Raw genomic sequence first — 17416 nt, 5'->3', positions numbered from 1 at the left:
ATGATTACTAGTGATATAATCAAGACAATATTGAATTTGTACGGAAATGTGGTGAATGATGTGAGCAATGATTCGTATGAAAAATTAATTCAATTATTAGAAGAACAACTCGCGCAATCCAATAAGAGAAATGAAGAACTGTTGAAACAAATTGAATCGTTGTCACAACAAGTTCGCTATTTAACAAAGCTTCTTTATGGCTCAAAATCAGAAAAATCAAAGTACCAAGCTCCAGATGGACAATGTTCTTTATTTGATGATGACTCTTTTTTTAACGAACCTGAGCACACAGAAGAACAAAGCACGGACACTGTTACCTATACAGTTGTTCGTAAAATACATAAAAAGAAACGAAACGATTTCTTCGTGGATGGTTTAGAAATTGAAGAAATTCATCATCACCCTGAAAACTTACAATGCGAGTGTTGTCAATCTCAGATGACAGAGATCGGCAGCACGATTGTTCGTGAGGAAGCAAAATTTATACCGGCTATTGTGAAGCGTGTTCGACATATCGAACACGCTTATGAGTGCAGGAATTGTAAAAAAGATCTCAGCAAAAATTCACAAATCAAACGAGGCAAAGCACCACAACCAGCGATTCAACGAAGTATTGCTGGACCAACGGTCTTGGCAAAAATCATCTACGATAAGTTTGTTCAATATTTACCTTTATATCGCCAGGTAAAGGAATGGAACCGTTATGGTCTCCTTACAAACGATAAAAATTTATCGAACTGGGTAATTCGAATCGCGGAGGATTGGCTTCATCCAATCTACCATCGTATGAAAGAGCTCCTTATGAAAAAATCAATTCTTCATATTGATGAAACATACGCTCAAATACTCAATCGTTCGGATGGAAAGTCGGCTCAGTCTAATGCTTATAACTGGGTATTCCGAAGCGTTGCTTCTCAAGGGCCGACCATCGTCATGTTTCATAGTGCGTTATCGCGAAGTCGGGAAGTTTTAAAAGACTTCGTGGAAAAGTTCAAGGGAACCATCATTTGTGACGGATATTCTGCATACGCTGGTTTACCTAACGTCACATTCGCCAATTGTTGGGCACATGTGCGTAGAAAATGGTTAAAAGCCAACAGTAAAAACGCCGAAAAAGGTGTAGAATATTGTAATCGACTCTACGAATTGGAACGAAAGTTTAAGAAACTTTCACCAAGCAAACGTCGAAAAGCACGAAAAAAATATTCCAAACCGATTGTGGAAGAATTCTTACAATGGGTAGATGAATCTCCTTTTTACGGCAAAAGTTCCCTTGCGGAAGCGGCAAACTATACCTTGAAACATGCCGAAGGTCTAAAAGCATTTCTGTATGACGGTCGAATTGCGATTGACAATAACCCAGCAGAAAATGCGATTCGTCCGAGTGTGATTGGTCGGAAGAACTGGCTTTTCTCTGTGAGTGAATTGGGAGCTGATGCCAATGCCATTTGTTTGAGTTTAGCTGAAACGGCAAAAGCTAATGGAATTGATTTCTATCAATACTTGGTCAAAGTATTGACAGAACTCCCGAACCTCCCAATCCATCAGCAACCAGAAATAATCGATCGCTACTTGCCTTGGTCTAAAAATATACGTGAATCATGTGCAATAGCAAAATAGCCCTCAATCTGAAAAAATTCAAGATTGTAGGGCTATTTGTCGTGCGTACCGAAAGGTGCGCTTTTTTAATCCCTGTTTTAAGTTTTCAATGCGTCATTTGAATTCGGGCTTACGATACAGAAACCACATGCTAAACAAAAGTAAAATAAATATTTGAAGGAGACGAGAAGCACGGGGACCAAGAAGTTCAAGGAAGCGAGGCAGCCCGGAGCGGAGCGTACTAAGTACGTGAGCACCGGACTGCCGAAGCTGACACAGAAAATCGCTGGTCAACGTGCTTCGGAGTTAGCGCCGATGGTAGTTAAGGGGTCCCCTTGTGAGAGATAGACGAGCGCTTCGCAGAAGGCACCACAATAGTGGTGCTTTTTTTTTGCAAAAATTGAAGCCCCTTACTAACAAGGACTGAAAGTCCGATCGGCGCGATAGAGAAGCGATATGCAACAATTTTATAAAGTTTATAAAAGAAATAAAAAGTCGAAACAAGGAATGTGTAGTTTCCTTATTGCGACATTATTATTAGAAGAGTGTTTTTGGAACATGATTAATGATATTACAATCATTTAAATCATTAAAATTCAAGTAATCTTCTTAAATCATTAATATATGATTGACTAACAGGTAATTCGGTGCCATTTTTTAATTGAATGATAAAGTTTGTCGTAATATCCTTCGTGATATTTTTAATAAAATAAATGTTTAATATATATGAACGATGTACTCGAACAAAAAACTCCGGTAACTTTGTTTGAAGCTCTTTTAACGTATAATTTGTTTTAAACTGTTCATCATTTGCATAAAACCAAGTTCGTTTTTGCAAGCTTTCGATATGAGAAATTTCCTCTACAGGTACGGGTGTCCACAGATCTTCCTGCTTACCAGTTAAAAATTTATAAGGTTCCTTTTTTTCTGGAGTATAGGAAGATGGGAAAATAATAATGAGTGCGGCATTTTTTTGACTTAAGTAAATAGGGTAGCCTATTACGAAATAGGGTTTTCCAAATATTGTTGAATCCAATACAATTCCAGTTTTCATTCGAGTTTGTAATACATGAGATGCAACGCTTTCTGGGTGGATTTTGTCCTCGATAGTAAGATGTAAATGTTCGATACTTGGTGAATAATAAATATAAGAATCTTCGGAAGCTACAGCAATGGATGCATTTTTAGGAATCCAATCTTCTAATATAATTTTTAATTGTTCTAATCCCTCATTTGAAATATCCACACATAACATCTCTACACTACTTCCCCCTTATTAAAAATTCAGAATCATGCTAAATTATCTTTGGAAATAATTGTTTTATCCTGAATTTTTAGTATTTCGTCACAAAATAATACATTTTTTTATTATCTGTTATATATTAGGTTTAACATTAATATACCTGTTATGAAACAGAATGTAAATTACTTTTCTAACAGAGTGTATTGAAATAAAGGGGAAGGTGTGAATGAAATGTTGACGCAACAGGAAAGAAATGAAAGAGTTGAGGCATTAAAAAAAGATTGGGCTGAAAATCCACGTTGGAAAGGAATTGAACGACCATATACTGCTGAAGAAGTAGTGAAATTACAGGGGTCTGTAGTCGTAGAGCATACATGGGCAAAACGTGGTGCTGCTCGACTTTGGAAATCTTTACATGAAGAAGATTTTATTAATGCGTTAGGTGCATTGACAGGTAATCAGGCAGTACAACAAGTAAAAGCAGGTTTAAAAGCTATTTATCTATCAGGATGGCAAGTAGCGGCTGATGCTAACTTAGCAGGACATATGTATCCAGACCAATCATTATATCCAGCTAACTCAGTTCCAGCTGTCGTAAAACGTATTAATCAAGCCTTACAACGTGCTGATCAAATAGAACATGCTGAAGGTCGCGATGATGGTTTTGATTGGTTTGCACCAATCGTAGCAGATGCTGAAGCAGGATTCGGTGGACCACTTAACGTGTTTGAATTAGTAAAAGCCATGATCGAAGCGGGTGCTGCTGGAGTTCACTTAGAAGACCAACTTGCTTCTGAGAAAAAATGCGGTCACTTAGGTGGTAAAGTATTACTTCCAACACAAAATGCGATTCGTAACTTAATTGCTGCTCGTTTAGCTGCGGATGTTATGGGTGTAGACACAATCTTAATTGCTAGAACTGACGCTGATGCAGCAGACATGGTAACGAGCGATATTGACCCACGAGATAAAGAATTTATTACAGGTGAACGTACTCCTGAAGGTTTCTTTAAAACAAGAGCAGGAATTAAACAAGCAATTGCTCGCGGTTTAGCTTATGCGCCATATGCTGATTTAATTTGGTGCGAAACATCAAAACCTTCATTAGAAGAAGCTAGAGAATTTGCGGAAGCAATTCATGAAAAATACCCTGGCAAAATGTTAGCATACAACTGTTCACCATCTTTCAACTGGAAAGCAAATCTCACAGATAAAGAGATTGCAGAATTCCAGCGTGAAATTGCAAAAATGGGTTATAAATTCCAATTCGTAACATTAGCAGGATTCCACTCACTTAACAAATCAATGTTTGAATTGGCTGTTGATTACAAAGACAACGGTATGGCAGCTTATTCTAAACTACAACAAGCTGAGTTTGATCTAGAGAAAAAAGGTTATACAGCTACAAGACACCAACGTGAAGTTGGTACAGGTTACTTCGATGAAGTATCAATGGTTATTTCTGGAGGTACTTCTTCTACAACTGCAATGGCAGGTTCAACAGAAGCTGAACAATTCGTATAATAAAATTTCTTTCTTAGTCTAAAACGGGGGATATTTATATAGAACAGGCAACAATACAAACAGTAAAGGTATTGGCGAAATGACGAATGAAGTTGAAAGTTTTTAGTCTGAGCTTGATAAACTTTGAACAAAGTTGTTGAAGGATTGTAAACTTTTGGTCGTTTTGATGTAGCTTACTTGTGTTTTAAGTTTGTTCAATTTTTGACATAATGAACAAGTTATTTGAACCTATTAAATCGCTTACTTACAAAGGGGATCGTTAAATTAATATAGGTTGCCTCCTATATTGATCGATTTATTGCTAAAGGGGTTTATGTTAAGGGATTAAATATTAAGTAAATTGGGGATGGTTATGCCTTACTTGTCTCGAGAGCAGAGCGAGTAAGGTCTTTTTTTAATATTGATAAACGAGAAGAAAAAAGTTATTGTTCAAAGAATTCGTTTGTTTAATAAGTTTTCAAAGGGGGAAAGAAAATGAGAAATAGAGATCTACTATTGATTCCTGGACCAACTCCGGTAGTGGATGAAATTTACGATGCTTTAGCGTTAGAAACAAGGGGGCATACAGATCCACGCTTTGTAGAAGTTTATAAAAATGCGTTACAGCAAACAAAAGAGCTGTTTCAAACGGATGGAGAAGTATTTGTCATTGCTGGTACTGGAACTTTAGCAATGGAAATGGCTATCGTCAACACGGTTGGAAAAGGGGAAAATCTACTTGTTTTAAGTCACGGATATTTTGGCGACCGTTTTATTCCATTAGCGCAGGCATACGATATACATGTAGATGTTTTACAATCAGAATGGGGAAAACAAATTGATCCATCAATAGTGGAAGAAACGTTGAAACGTAAACAATATAAAGCCGTGACGATTACACATGCAGATACATCTACAGGTGTTGTTTCAGATTTAGAGACATTGGTGCCAATTATCAAAAAAACAGGTGCCCTTGTCATTGTTGATGGTGTTGTGGCTAGTGCTGCAATCGATGAAAATATGAGTAAAACTTATGGCCATCCAGACTATAAACTGGATGTCGTCCTTACTGGTTCACAAAAAGCTATTGGTATGCCACCAGGGCTTGCTATTGTTGCGTTTAATAAAACCGCTCTAGCGGCTCGGGAGCATTTAGGACAAGTTCAAGCTTACTATTGCGACATAAAAAATTGGTTACCAATTATGAGAGACCCTTCAAAATATTTTGCGACTCCTCCTGTTAACTTGATTTATGCCTATAATGAGTCGTTAAAAATCGTTTTAAATGAGGGGATGAAAAAGAGAGAAAACCGCCATATTGCCTATGGACGAGGGGTTCGAGCGGCGATGCGTTCCTACGGTATGAGACCGTTAGCAAATGAAGAAGTTGCTGCTCCGACATTGAGTTGCATTTTATATCCTGAGGGAGTAGATGATGTCGCATTTCGTAGTGGTTTAGCTTCTCGTGGAGTTATCGTTGCTGGTGCATTAGCTCATTTAGCAGGGAAGGCATTCCGCATCGGTCATATGGGGAATACAACTCCTGAAATGTTAGAAAAGGCAATCCAAGCAATCGGTGAAGTGCTTCAAGAGCTCGGTCATACGGCCAATATTGAAAAAGCAATTAAAGCATTCAAAGAAGAAATAGAACAAGCAGTACGAAATTAGTTTTCATATACTGATGCAATACAATGCAAAAGGATTCATAGAAAAAGCCGTCTCTTTTGAGGCGGCCATATTTATCATATAAAGAAATGTTACAGCCATTTTAATATCAATCTCTTAAATATAAATAAAAGTAGTATACTATAGATTAATAGGTTCTAATAAACTTTTTAAGGAGAATAAGCTGTGGAACGACCAATTGTTATTATACCAGCACTAAACCCACTACCAACACTTATTAACTATACAAAGGCTTTATTAGAATTAAATATTTACAAAGTGATCATTGTGAATGACGGCAGCGATCCAAAATATCAATATATTTTTCAAGAACTATCGATGATTGATCATTGTATTGTATTAAAGCATGAGGATAATAAAGGGAAAGGGAGAGCATTAAAAACCGGGTTTGGTTACGTGTTAAAATATTTTCCTAAGACAAATTTCGTATTAACGGTAGGTGCTCATGGCCAACATACATTAGATGATGTAAAGCTCATATTACAAAATTTAAGAGTATTTTCTAATGGTATTATATTAGGTGTTCGTAACTTTCGTTCAAAAGACTTGCCTTTATCCAACGCGATTGGTCACCGAGCAGCCTCACTATTGTTTAAATTATTATTCCATCGGCGAATATTAGATACTCAAACAGGATTGCGTTCCATTCCGACAAAAGAATTATCGTGGTTATTGAAGGTACACGGGGATTCTTATGATTATGATATTAATATGCTGGTGGAAGCAATCAAAAGAAAAATCCCAATTTACGAAATTCCTATTGGACGAGTTAAAATAAGGAAGAATTCGATTATTCACTATGATGAGATCACTAATTCTCAAAAAATCATACAGCAAATTATTGCAAACTTCACAAAGTATCATAAAAAAAATCAGGAATGAAACTTTTTGTTCGAAAAATCGTACATTTTTATAGTACTACCAAAGGGGCTACCAACTTTTTCATTTTTGGTAGTACTTCTTTTTTTATAAATGGCAATACTTGTAGGAAAGAGAAGGAACTTAGAAATTTATTGTGTTAGGTGGTGAAGGTAATTGTTAAAGCGATTGATAATTCTTGTTATTCTCCTTGTCATGATTAAACCAGCATATGATTTGTCCAAACAAATTTGGGATGAAATAGTTAACTGGCTTGATATCAATTCTGCTATAACAACCATGGAGAACATAAATATTTCAGAGATAGGAAAAACGGCGAAGGAAACAATTTACGAAACAGCTTCAACCATATCCGCTTTACAAGCTACCGTTCACTTACCGGAAAAAGTGCAATCTGTTGAAGAGTTAGCAGATGCATTTTTTTATCATTTTAGTCATTGGGAAACAAACTTTGAAATACATTATGTTGGAAGCACAAGCGATATTGAACATATCATTCAACAAGCAGTAGAAGAAGCTTCTAATCGAGATCATTATATTTTAGGGCATTTGAGTGATCGAAAAATTGAATATGAATATGGAAAATATAAAGCGAAAATTAAAGTGCAGCAACAATATTTAACAAATGCTGTGCATGAGCAATATGTGGATGAACGAATAGCAGCCATTTTAGCAAGCGTCGATGTAAACTCCATGTCGGACTTTGAAAAGGTCAAATTTGTTAATGATTATATAGTAAAAAATACAGTTTATAGTACGGACACATCGTTAAGTCCTCATAGTGCATGTGCAGTGTTAAAAGAAAATAAAGGAGTTTGCCAAGGATACGCGCTTCTTGCATTAAAAATGCTAAGAGATTTAGGGATTGAAACGTTATATGTAGTTGGAGAAGTGCATACAGGTCCTCATGCATGGAACTTAGTGAAAGTAGATGGGGAATGGTATCATCTTGATACTACATGGAATGATCCAGTACCTGATCGTGGTAATGCAGTGAGATATCAATATTTTCTCCTTGATGATGCGACAATGAAACTTGATCATCGTTGGAATGAAGCGGATTATCCTAAGGCGATAAGTAAAAAATACACTGTGATGTCGAAAATTGACCATGCTTATGAAAAGGATGGTTATATTTACTACAGCAATATTGCGGATGATCATCGTTTATATCGATTAAATTTATCGACCGGGGAAAATAAACGATTAACAAAGAGTAGAGCACAATATATCGTGGGGTTAGGTGAATGGATTTTTTTCAGCAACTATTCAAAGGGTGCATACCTTGCAAGAATACGCACTGATGGTTCAGATGAATCCATTATCTATCGGGAAAAGGTTAGTGACTTATTGGTTGAAGATGGTTATTTAATATTCGCAACGGACGAAGGGTTGAAAAAAATGGAGATACGAAATTTTTGATGATTTACCGAAACAAAAAAGGGGCTTCCAGTTAGCCCCAGTCATAACGTACCGACCGACTTAATCGAAATTGAAAAACCACTATTATTTTAATGAACTAAGTGCCCTGTTGGCAATATAGTCTATCGGATTTTGAGTGCATAAATGGAAAGAAATATATGGATATATTTTTTTCACATAATCTTTAAAGACATTTAAGATGATCGGATTATGTTTCAATATGCCACCGTTTAAGTAAACGATAAAATCTTCACCAATCGGTTCAATTTTCCGTAATACCGCGTTTGTCATGATCGATAATTCTTTCGCCGCATTGCAAGCGATTTGAATGGCTTGCTCGTCTCCAAGGGAAATAGCTTTCGTTAGGATTTTCGAAATGTTAGCGACTTGAGCATTTGTATAATCTGGTTGATAGATCCAATCATTAAGTTGTTCAATATTGTCTATTTGTAACATGTCGTAAACTAGGTCAGTGAGGACGGTAGGTTTCTCAAGACGGCCATCTTCAGAGCGAAAAATCGTATTTAAAATCTCTCTTCCAATCCAATAACCGCTTCCTTCATCTCCAACCCGATGTCCCCATCCACCAGAGCGTTCAATCCTTCCTTGACCATCTGTAGCATAAGCAGCAGAACCAGTACCTGAAATGAGGAGGGCACCTGCTTTTCCGCCAGTTAATCCTATTAATGTGGACTGTACATCATTTTCAACAATTGTACGACGAATAGAGAAGGGTGAGTTTCCACAACTTCGATGGATAATTTGTTGAACTATTGCAAGCCCGTTTTGTGTATCAACACCTGCAATGGCAAAGGTAGCAACTGCAATGTCCAGTATGCCTGTAGCTTTATAAGCCTCATTTAATAGATTAGTTAATACTTTTTCTACCTTTTCTGCGCCAATGGCTTGGTAATTTGTACTTGTTGATGTTTTTTCGAAATATACCTTTCCACTAGCATCTCTCAATGACAAAGTGGTTTTTGTCGCTCCACCATCAATGGCTAAAATATACTGATTCATGTTTCCTGTTTGCTCCATTCATCTAAATATTGTTGTAAACGTTTTTCACTTTGTAAAATTGCATCCTTTTTAATCTGAATCCATCTATTCAGTAAAGGGGTTTCCCTTTTTGCTTTTAAGAGCGATTTTCTCATTGTCATGGGAGCAGGGCCACCTGGTAATTTTCGAATATTGACGAAATGTGTAGGTTTTAAAGATTGATAGAATTCTTCTTTAGAAATGTTTAATGGCTTATCAGTCAGTTCAATGCATTTTTCGTTGACTAGCTCCCATGTTAAATCTTCAATGGAATCTTTATTATTTTTTAGCAAAGCACGAACACAGTTTGAAACGATTGCATGTGATTGTCGGAAGGAAATGTTTTCAGTAATGACGAGGGTATCAGCTAGTTGGGTAACGTTGGCAAAACTTCTTTCAGCTCGCTCTAATAATTTTTCTTTGTTGACATCCATTGTCACTACTAAACTGCCAAATAGTTTATAGATTCCACGCAGCTTCTCCATTGCACGCCAAATGTAAGGCTGCATATCATCTTCCGTATCAACAATATCCCCGAATGGAGTGTTATGAATCATTTGTAAGACTGTGGAAGCATCCCCTACAACCGATGAGAGTAGTGAACGGGTGTGTTCTATTGAAACGGGATTTCGCTTTTGTGGCATAATGGAGCTGACTTGAACATATGGACTGGCAAGACTGATTGCATTAAATTCTTGTGTTGCCCATTGTAAGAAGTCTTGTGCGGTACGTCCAAGATTTAATGCGGCAAGTTGCACAACACTAGCTGTTTCAGCAATATAATCAGCTCCGGCCACAGCATCCCATGCATTTTCCACTAAATCATCAAAAGCGAGCAGTTCTTGCATTCGTTGGCGATTAATGTTGAAACCTGTTGTCGTTAATGCGGCGGCTCCCATGCTGCTTCGATTTACCGTTGCATAAGCATGTTGCATGCGTTTAAAATCTCTTGTAAGTTGGTCAATAACAGCCTTTAAGTAGTGAGCGAAAGTTGTTGGTTGGGCTTGTTGTGTATGAGTATAGCCGATCATGATGGTATCTACGTGTTCTAATGCAAAGGCGATGAGTGAAGTTCGCAAAGTTACTAATTCTTCCATAAGGGCAAGAAGTTTTTCTCGTATTGTCATACGATAAATGGCAATCCCCATATCGTTTCGACTTCTTCCAATATGCAAATTTCCCGCTACATCTCCAGCAATCTCCATCAGTTTATTTTCAATTCGGAAAAACAAATCTTCAAATTGAGGTTTGTAATCTTACTTTTCATAATATTCCAAGTCGAGTTGACTAATGGCAAAACCGATTTTTTTTACATCATCTTTTGATACAAGTTGTTGTTCTTCCAGCATTTTTAAATGGGCAATATGTATTTGCACCATTGATTTTAGGAAATGTTTTTTTGCTTCTTCATAGGCAGGTTGAAGCACGATTTTTCGATAACTATTTGAAGGAAATTGAGTGCCTTCGTATTCATGGATGCGGCTTTTATACTCATGGAACATCACAATAATCGCCCCCAGTATTATTGCTAAAAAGGTAATTTGAAGAGAGGTATTGGCTTCTAAATAATTAACTGGCTTCTGACTTCTCTTCAATATATTTCATTGACTGCCTTTGAGAGATGACGGTTGGCAGCGCGATTCCCGTTAAAATAAGAATAATGCCGATAATTTGTAACTGAGTAATAGGTTCATGCAATACAATGACAGAAGCGATGACAGCAACTGGTAATTCCATGGCGCTTAAGATGGAAGCAAGACCTCCGCCGACTTTTGGCACAGCAGTTGCAAGTAGGAAAATCGGCAAAATCGTTCCAAAGAAACCGAGTATTAAGCCAAATTTCCAAAGCCCCTCTCTTATTAATATACCGTTCCATACTATTTCTGGTGACAAGAAGATGCTAATCAAGATAAGGGCGAAAAAGGATGTAAATAGTGTTCTTTCGGTTGTTGTAATACCTTGTATTGTTTTTGAATTGATTTGTAAGAAAATCGCAAAGCTAATAGCTGAACAAAAACCAAAAAACCAACCTAGCCAGTGAATGTTTGATAAATCGGCATCAAACACTCCAGCGGCAAGCAGCGTTCCGATAAAAAGAATGACTAGGGAAATGATTTCCGGGCGGTTCGGCCATCTTTTTCGCAAGATACAGTCTATCAGGATGCCAATCCATGTGAATTGGAAGAGCAATACAACGGCGAGAGATGCCGGTAAGTAATTTAAAGACTTACCGTAAACAATGCCGGTTGTACCTGTAAAAATTCCAGCAAATATTAAGGTAATGAATTCCTCTTTTTTAAGCTTAGGAACTTTTCTTTTAGTAAAGACAAATAATAACAACGCTAAACAAAATCCAATCAGATATTGGCTTGTGACAGCTTCATCGGGTGTAAATCCATAACCCATTGCTACTTTAATAATGGTTGAAAGTATTCCGTAACTACTAGCTCCAATAATGATAAGTAAAGGGTAAATAAAATTCATTTTCATGATGTCTTAACCTACTTAACAATTTTTTTGTCGTCTAGAATTCCTTCATAATCGATACAAATTTCATTTATGAAGCATTCTTTAATGATTGTTGAAAGCTTGCTTTATCATAATTAAAAGTATAGCAAATTTTGATATTTTCGGAAAATAAGGGTGCTAGTATAATAACAGATTTCTAATTGATTAAAATTTTAGAATATAATAGAAACTAGTAATCTACTAGGGAAGTGGTGTATCAAAATTGAAAAATTCCGATCGTTTCCTGTTAGCGTTTAATCGAATTACATTCACTTTGAGAAAAATCGTAAAGGCAAGAGAGCACTTGCCCTTTTATCGCCTAATTGAATTGGCAAAAAAGAAAAGTCCGTTAGTAAAAAAATATGAAGATGATTTACGTACTTTTGCAGATTTGCGAAATGTAATTGTGCATCATCGAGTATCTGAGGAGTTTGTCATTGCTGAGCCTCATATACAAGTTGTTGAACGCATCGAGTACATAGATCAACTATTAGATCGACCAAGTATAGTAGGACAAGTTTTTCGAAAAAAAGTAGTTACTTTTCAGACGACAGATTCATTAAAAGAAGCATTAGACATCGTTCAACAACGAAAATATACTCAATTCCCGATATATGAAGGGAAGGAATTCCAAGGTCTCGTTACTACAGTAGGTATTACCAACTGGTTAGCGGATGTAGCAAATCATAAAATCTTAGTTTACGAAATGCCAACTATGAAAGATATATTGCATTACGAAAAAAAGCGGGTAAACTATAAGTTTATTAGTCGGTATTTAACTGTATATCATGCCAAGGAGCTTTTTAAAGAAGGTGTTGAAAGGGGGAAGCGATATGACGCTTTGCTCATTACGGAACATGGTAAACCTCATCAGAAGTTAATAGGTATCATTACCCCCCTTGATTTGATGAAAGTGCCATAATTATACATATCTCCAATCTAGACAATATGAATAAAAGGTTTGTCCTTAATTGGCTTTTTTGGACAAACCTTTCTTATCATTATAAAGTGAAACATATAAAGAACCGTTTTCTAAAACTTGTGCGAAAAAAACATCTTTTATATTTTTGATGTTCTTCTTTTTTAGCTTATTTAGCAGCCATTCTTCAGTTAAGTTTAATTCGGAGAGATTTTTCTTCACAATCTTCCCATCGGAAATGACTTCGGTTGGGAAGTAAGGGGGAATTGAACAATCCGCTTTGACGTCTTGTTTCGTAGCGGGACTTCTAGCAGGTTTTTTTAATACACTCAATTCACCATTGGTTTCAAACACTGCATAATGGACCTCATCAAATGAAAAAACGCCTTCTTCACGTAATAACATTGCTAATTCATCGGTGTGAAGTCTTGCTCTTTTTAAACCATTTTGATTGATGACGCCATTTTGAATTAAAATTGTAGGACGATCATCAACAAGAACACGAATTTTAGTTGATTTCATTGCAATAAAACTCATAATGAGAGTAAGAGCAGTCCAGCATAATAGGGCAACGATACCGTCAAAAAAAGGAGTGTCAATTTGCGTTGTAATTTCACCAGCAATTGATCCGATAGTAATACCAGTGATGTAATGGAAGAAAGTTAGTTGACTTAATTGTTTTTTTCCAATAATTCTTGCTAACACTAAGATGACATTAAAGGCAACAATACTTCGGATAACAATTTGCCAAAAATTAACTTCCCAAAAATTTTCCATTGTGAATCCACTCCTTTCATTTCTCAATTTAGAATGAGCTGAATAAGCAAGATTATGCACAAAAAAATAACAGAAGCGCTATTACGCTTCTGTTTTAATGGAGAAATTTACACTAAGTAATGTTTATATTCATCTGGAATTTTTTCAGGATTTAATACGAAGTCTTCTTCAATTTTCAACTCATGCATTTTATTGTTGTAAGAAAAACGGAAAATCCCATTATCAAAGTCTGTGCCAATTTCTTTAAAGAAGATTCCTTCTATAAAGCGGGATTTTGGGCAAGTAAATACAATTTTATATTGTTCACCCTCCGACACGATGAAAGCGCGGACACCTTTTTCATACATGTCGATGCCCTCATCTTCAGTAGGTCGGCTTACTGCAACGATATGGAAGTCTGCAAAAGGAATTTCTTTTAATAATACATTGAGAAAGGAACCTTTTGTGATCTCTTCCCATCGACTTTGAGCGCTTTGACCAACAATAATTTGGGAAATATTATATTCTCTAGCTACTTCAGCTATTACTTTTTGAATCGGTCTTTTTTCGTTGTCCCGAATGATAAATTCTTCAACCCCTAGTTCATTTGCTAACTCGGTCCAACGTTCAATATAACCGGATTTTTCAGCATCAAAATTGTCTAGAGGTTTTGAATCAACCGTTAATATATATAATGGACAATTAAGCAAACTAGCAAGCTTATGACCTCTACGAATGAGTCGCTCACCGTTTAATCCATAATAAACGCAAACTAAAATACTTTCATCCGCTTGCTTTTTGACACCATTCATCATTTTATATTAGCACCTCTTAAATTAATATCATAACAGACTTCTTATTTTTCAGTCAAAATCAATGAAATACAAATTGCTTTATTATATACTTAAAATTGTAGCTAGGATTAAATTTTTCTAAGTTATTAGCATTTTAATTCAATAGTATATATTGTTATTGACACATTATTATGCTACGTAGATTTGTTTTCGTCAAGTAAATATAGTAATGGGAGGAGAGAACTTGTGACAGTTGATGTTGCCATCATCCTTACTCCGTTTATTTTTGCTGCATTGACTCCTGTATTATACAGGTTTATTAGCAAAAAATATATAGGATGGCTCGTATTGAGTGTCTCTTTTATATTATTCCTTTTTTTAACTACATACATCCCTCGTATATCTGACGGTGAAGTTGTTGCTTTCACTCATGAGTGGATCCCCTCGTTAGGTATTCATTTCACTACTTATTTAGATGGACTCAGCTTAATTTTTAGTTTACTCATTACCGGAGTAGGAAGTTTAGTTATTTTGTACTCGATTTTTTATTTATCCAAAAGCGAACAGCTATACCATTTTTATTGTTACCTGTTACTGTTTATGGGGGCAATGTTAGGGGTTGTTCTTTCTGATAATTTAATGGTTTTATATGGATTTTGGGAGCTAACAAGTGTTTCATCGTTTTTACTAATTGCATACTGGCATCACCGAAAAGCTTCACGAGCTGGGGCAAGAAAATCAATGATTATTACGGTTGCCGGCGGTATTTCCATGCTAGCAGGTTTTTTGATGCTTTATGAGATGTCAAAAACATTAAGCATACGAGAGATTATTGGAAATGTAGAAGCGATACATGAACACGTATTGTTTATCCCCGCACTTGTATTAATTTTATTAGGTGCATTTACAAAGTCTGCACAGTTTCCATTTTATATTTGGTTACCGGATGCGATGGAAGCTCCGACACCAGTGAGTGCGTATTTGCATTCTGCGACAATGGTAAAAGCAGGAATTTATTTAGTGGCAAGACTCACACCTGTTTTTGGTGGAGAGGCGTTATGGTTCTGGTTAGTAACGGGCGTTGGGTTGTTTACGTTGTTTTGGGGCTCCTTCAATGCTGTAAAGCAGGTGGACTTAAAAGCGTTGCTCGCCTTTTCGACAGTCAGTCAGCTTGGGCTCATCATGAGTTTATTAGGTATGGGTTCTGTGGCAATCTACTTAGGTTATTCTTCGGAAACGATTATTTATACGCAAGCGGCATTTGCAGCCATTTTCCATTTAATAAATCATTCCACTTTTAAAGGTGCACTGTTTATGATGGTCGGAATTATCGACCATGAATTAGGGACGCGCGACATTCGTAGGCTCGGTGGACTTATGTCGTTTATGCCATTAACCTTCACAATTGCACTGATCGGTAGTTTTTCAATGGCAGGGCTTCCTCCGTTTAACGGATTTTTAAGTAAGGAAATGTTCTTTGCTGCAACCCTTCATATACAAGAATTAAATATTTTTTCTTTAGATAGTATAGGATTTCTAATTCCAATTGTTGCATGGATTGCGAGCGTCTTTACTTTTGTTTACTGTTTAATCATTGTGGGTAAAACATTCTTTGGTAAAGTTCAGCTGCATCTATTAGCAAAACATCCTCATGAAGCACCGATTGGAATGTTAATTTCTCCTTATACGCTCATCGTTTTTGTGGTTGGAATTTTCTTTTTCCCAAATCTACTAGGCCATTATATTTTAAGACCTGCGATGGCAAGTATTTATCCTACTTTTCCAACAACGCAAGAATTAACGCCGCATATACATGCTTGGCATGGAATATTTAGTCCTGAACTATGGATGACGATTTTTGTAATCGTTGTCGGAATTTTACTTTACAGATTATTGAAACGCTGGAAGCCAATTTATCGAGCACTTCCTCAAAATTTATCATTAAATTCACTATTTAATAATGGCATTTCATTTAGTGAATCTTTTTCGAATCGCGTTACACGTCGATATATGACAGGTAATTTGACAGATTATTTTGTCTACATTTTTCTAGCGTTTTTAATGATTGTCGGTGGATATTTCCTCCAAGCTCATATATTTTCTTGGAGCCCTGTCGATAGGGAGTCATTAGAAGTATTTGAAATCATTTTAGTGTTGATTATGATTGCTTCGTCCGTTGGTATATTGTTTGCGAAATCTCGTATAACAACCGTATTTCTTAGTAGTGTATTAGGATATTCAGTTGCCTTTTTCTTTATTGTTTTCCGAGCTCCTGATTTAGCCTTAACACAGCTTGTCGTTGAATCCGTTTCAACCGTACTCTATTTAATTTGTTTTAGACATTTGCCAGAAATAAGAAATGAGATTCAACCGAAATGGATAAAAATGAGAAATATTTTCATATCGTTAGCTGTAGGGGCAACGGTAACTTTAGTAGGTTTTGCTGCTCTCAATTATGAAAAATTTATCACCATTTCTTATTTCTTTAACGATTCGTATGAGTTAGCTGGTGGGAAAAATATTGTAAACACAATTTTAGGAGACTTCCGTGCATTCGATACGATGCTCGAAGTGGTTGTATTATTTATCGCAGGTTTAGGCGTATATACCCTCATCAAGCTAAAAGCAAAAGGAGGGGGAACGAATGAGAATTAATGATGTGATATTGCGGACGGTTGTAAAAGTAGTAATTTTCATCATCCTGACTCTTGGTGTATATCTTTTTTTCTCGGGTCATAATGCACCGGGAGGAGGGTTTATAGGGGGGCTTGTTCTCGCTTCCGGGATCATTTTGCTCTATGTAACGTATGATATCGACACTATCCAAAAAAAAATGCCCTTTGATTTTAAGAAAGTAGCTGCTCTTGGTGTGTTGATTGCAACGGGAACAGGTCTTGGAGCAATTTATTTAGACGTACCTTTTTTATCTCAAACAGACGGGCATTTTCAATTTCCGTTTATAGGTGATAAACACTTAACAACCGTAACGTTGTTTGAGGCGGGGGTTGCATTAACCGTAATTGGTACGCTCGTTACGATGATTTTAAGTATAAGTGAGGATGAGTAGTG

Annotated in this window: 13 protein-coding genes and 1 pseudogene; 8 read left to right on the top strand and 6 right to left on the bottom strand. The window is 36.4% G+C overall.

Annotation, left to right across the window (positions count from 1 at the left end):
• Entirely contained in the window at positions 1-1620 is a 1620-nt protein-coding gene (locus NSQ18_RS06405) for an IS66 family transposase (protein ID WP_339289473.1), read from the top strand.
• Between the two features lie 568 nt (positions 1621-2188).
• Here the strand turns inward: NSQ18_RS06405 and NSQ18_RS06400 are convergent.
• Entirely contained in the window at positions 2189-2854 is a 666-nt protein-coding gene (locus NSQ18_RS06400; protein WP_016837572.1) for a LytTR family DNA-binding domain-containing protein, read from the bottom strand.
• A 219-nt stretch (positions 2855-3073) separates the two neighbouring features.
• Here NSQ18_RS06400 and aceA point away from each other — a divergent pair, with 219 nt between their 5' ends.
• The 4 genes from aceA to NSQ18_RS06380 all read left to right on the top strand — a co-directional run bounded on the left by aceA (position 3074) and on the right by NSQ18_RS06380 (position 8332).
• On the top strand, positions 3074-4366 hold the full coding sequence (aceA, locus tag NSQ18_RS06395) for an isocitrate lyase (protein WP_168412484.1): 1293 nt from the start codon (positions 3074-3076) through the stop codon (positions 4364-4366).
• 474 nt (positions 4367-4840) lie between these two features.
• The gene (locus tag NSQ18_RS06390; RefSeq protein WP_096549907.1) at positions 4841-6013 is read left to right on the top strand and encodes an alanine--glyoxylate aminotransferase family protein; all 1173 of its coding nucleotides are present in this window, start codon (positions 4841-4843) and stop codon (positions 6011-6013) included.
• A gap of 183 nt (positions 6014-6196) precedes the next feature.
• Positions 6197-6913, top strand: coding sequence for a glycosyltransferase family 2 protein (locus tag NSQ18_RS06385; protein WP_016837575.1), 717 nt, complete (start codon positions 6197-6199; stop codon positions 6911-6913).
• Positions 6914-7066: 153 nt separating this feature from the next.
• Positions 7067-8332 carry a transglutaminase domain-containing protein gene (locus NSQ18_RS06380; protein WP_016837576.1) on the top strand — a complete coding sequence of 422 codons (1266 nt, stop codon included), beginning with the start codon at positions 7067-7069 and terminating at the stop codon, positions 8330-8332.
• 84 nt (positions 8333-8416) lie between these two features.
• Here the strand turns inward: NSQ18_RS06380 and NSQ18_RS06375 are convergent, their stop codons facing one another.
• The 3 genes and pseudogenes from NSQ18_RS06375 to NSQ18_RS06365 all read right to left on the bottom strand — a co-directional run bounded on the left by NSQ18_RS06375 (position 8417) and on the right by NSQ18_RS06365 (position 11860).
• Positions 8417-9370, bottom strand: a complete 954-nt coding sequence (locus NSQ18_RS06375; protein WP_083839505.1) for a BadF/BadG/BcrA/BcrD ATPase family protein — start codon at positions 9368-9370, stop codon at positions 8417-8419.
• A pseudogene (gene argH / locus NSQ18_RS06370) lies at positions 9349-10872 on the bottom strand (argininosuccinate lyase). Before argH ends, NSQ18_RS06375 begins: the two are co-directional and overlap by 22 nt.
• A 67-nt stretch (positions 10873-10939) precedes the next feature.
• Entirely contained in the window at positions 10940-11860 is a 921-nt protein-coding gene (locus NSQ18_RS06365) for a DMT family transporter (protein WP_016837579.1), read from the bottom strand.
• A gap of 241 nt (positions 11861-12101) precedes the next feature.
• On the opposite strand from NSQ18_RS06365, the gene NSQ18_RS06360 reads away from it, so the two are divergent.
• Entirely contained in the window at positions 12102-12800 is a 699-nt protein-coding gene (locus NSQ18_RS06360; protein ID WP_096549905.1) for a CBS domain-containing protein, read from the top strand.
• A gap of 45 nt (positions 12801-12845) precedes the next feature.
• On the opposite strand, the gene NSQ18_RS06355 is transcribed toward NSQ18_RS06360, so the two are convergent.
• Entirely contained in the window at positions 12846-13574 is a 729-nt protein-coding gene (locus NSQ18_RS06355; protein ID WP_016837581.1) for a DUF421 domain-containing protein, read from the bottom strand.
• Between the two features lie 107 nt (positions 13575-13681).
• Entirely contained in the window at positions 13682-14365 is a 684-nt protein-coding gene (locus tag NSQ18_RS06350; RefSeq protein WP_026019010.1) for a histidine kinase, read from the bottom strand.
• A gap of 228 nt (positions 14366-14593) precedes the next feature.
• On the opposite strand from NSQ18_RS06350, the gene NSQ18_RS06345 reads away from it, so the two are divergent.
• On the top strand, positions 14594-17002 hold the full coding sequence (locus NSQ18_RS06345; RefSeq protein ID WP_339289468.1) for a Na+/H+ antiporter subunit A: 2409 nt from the start codon (positions 14594-14596) through the stop codon (positions 17000-17002).
• The gene (locus NSQ18_RS06340; protein WP_016837585.1) at positions 16992-17414 is read left to right on the top strand and encodes a Na(+)/H(+) antiporter subunit B; all 423 of its coding nucleotides are present in this window, start codon (positions 16992-16994) and stop codon (positions 17412-17414) included. Before NSQ18_RS06345 ends, NSQ18_RS06340 begins: the two co-directional genes overlap by 11 nt.
• Positions 17415-17416 lie beyond the last annotated feature (2 nt).

Source organism: Ureibacillus sp. FSL K6-0786 (assembly GCF_037965165.1).
GTDB classification, from domain to species: Bacteria; Bacillota; Bacilli; order Bacillales_A; family Planococcaceae; genus Ureibacillus; species Ureibacillus thermosphaericus.
Note: the sequence above shows the minus strand (reverse complement) of the source record. Positions and strands in the feature narration are given on the sequence as shown.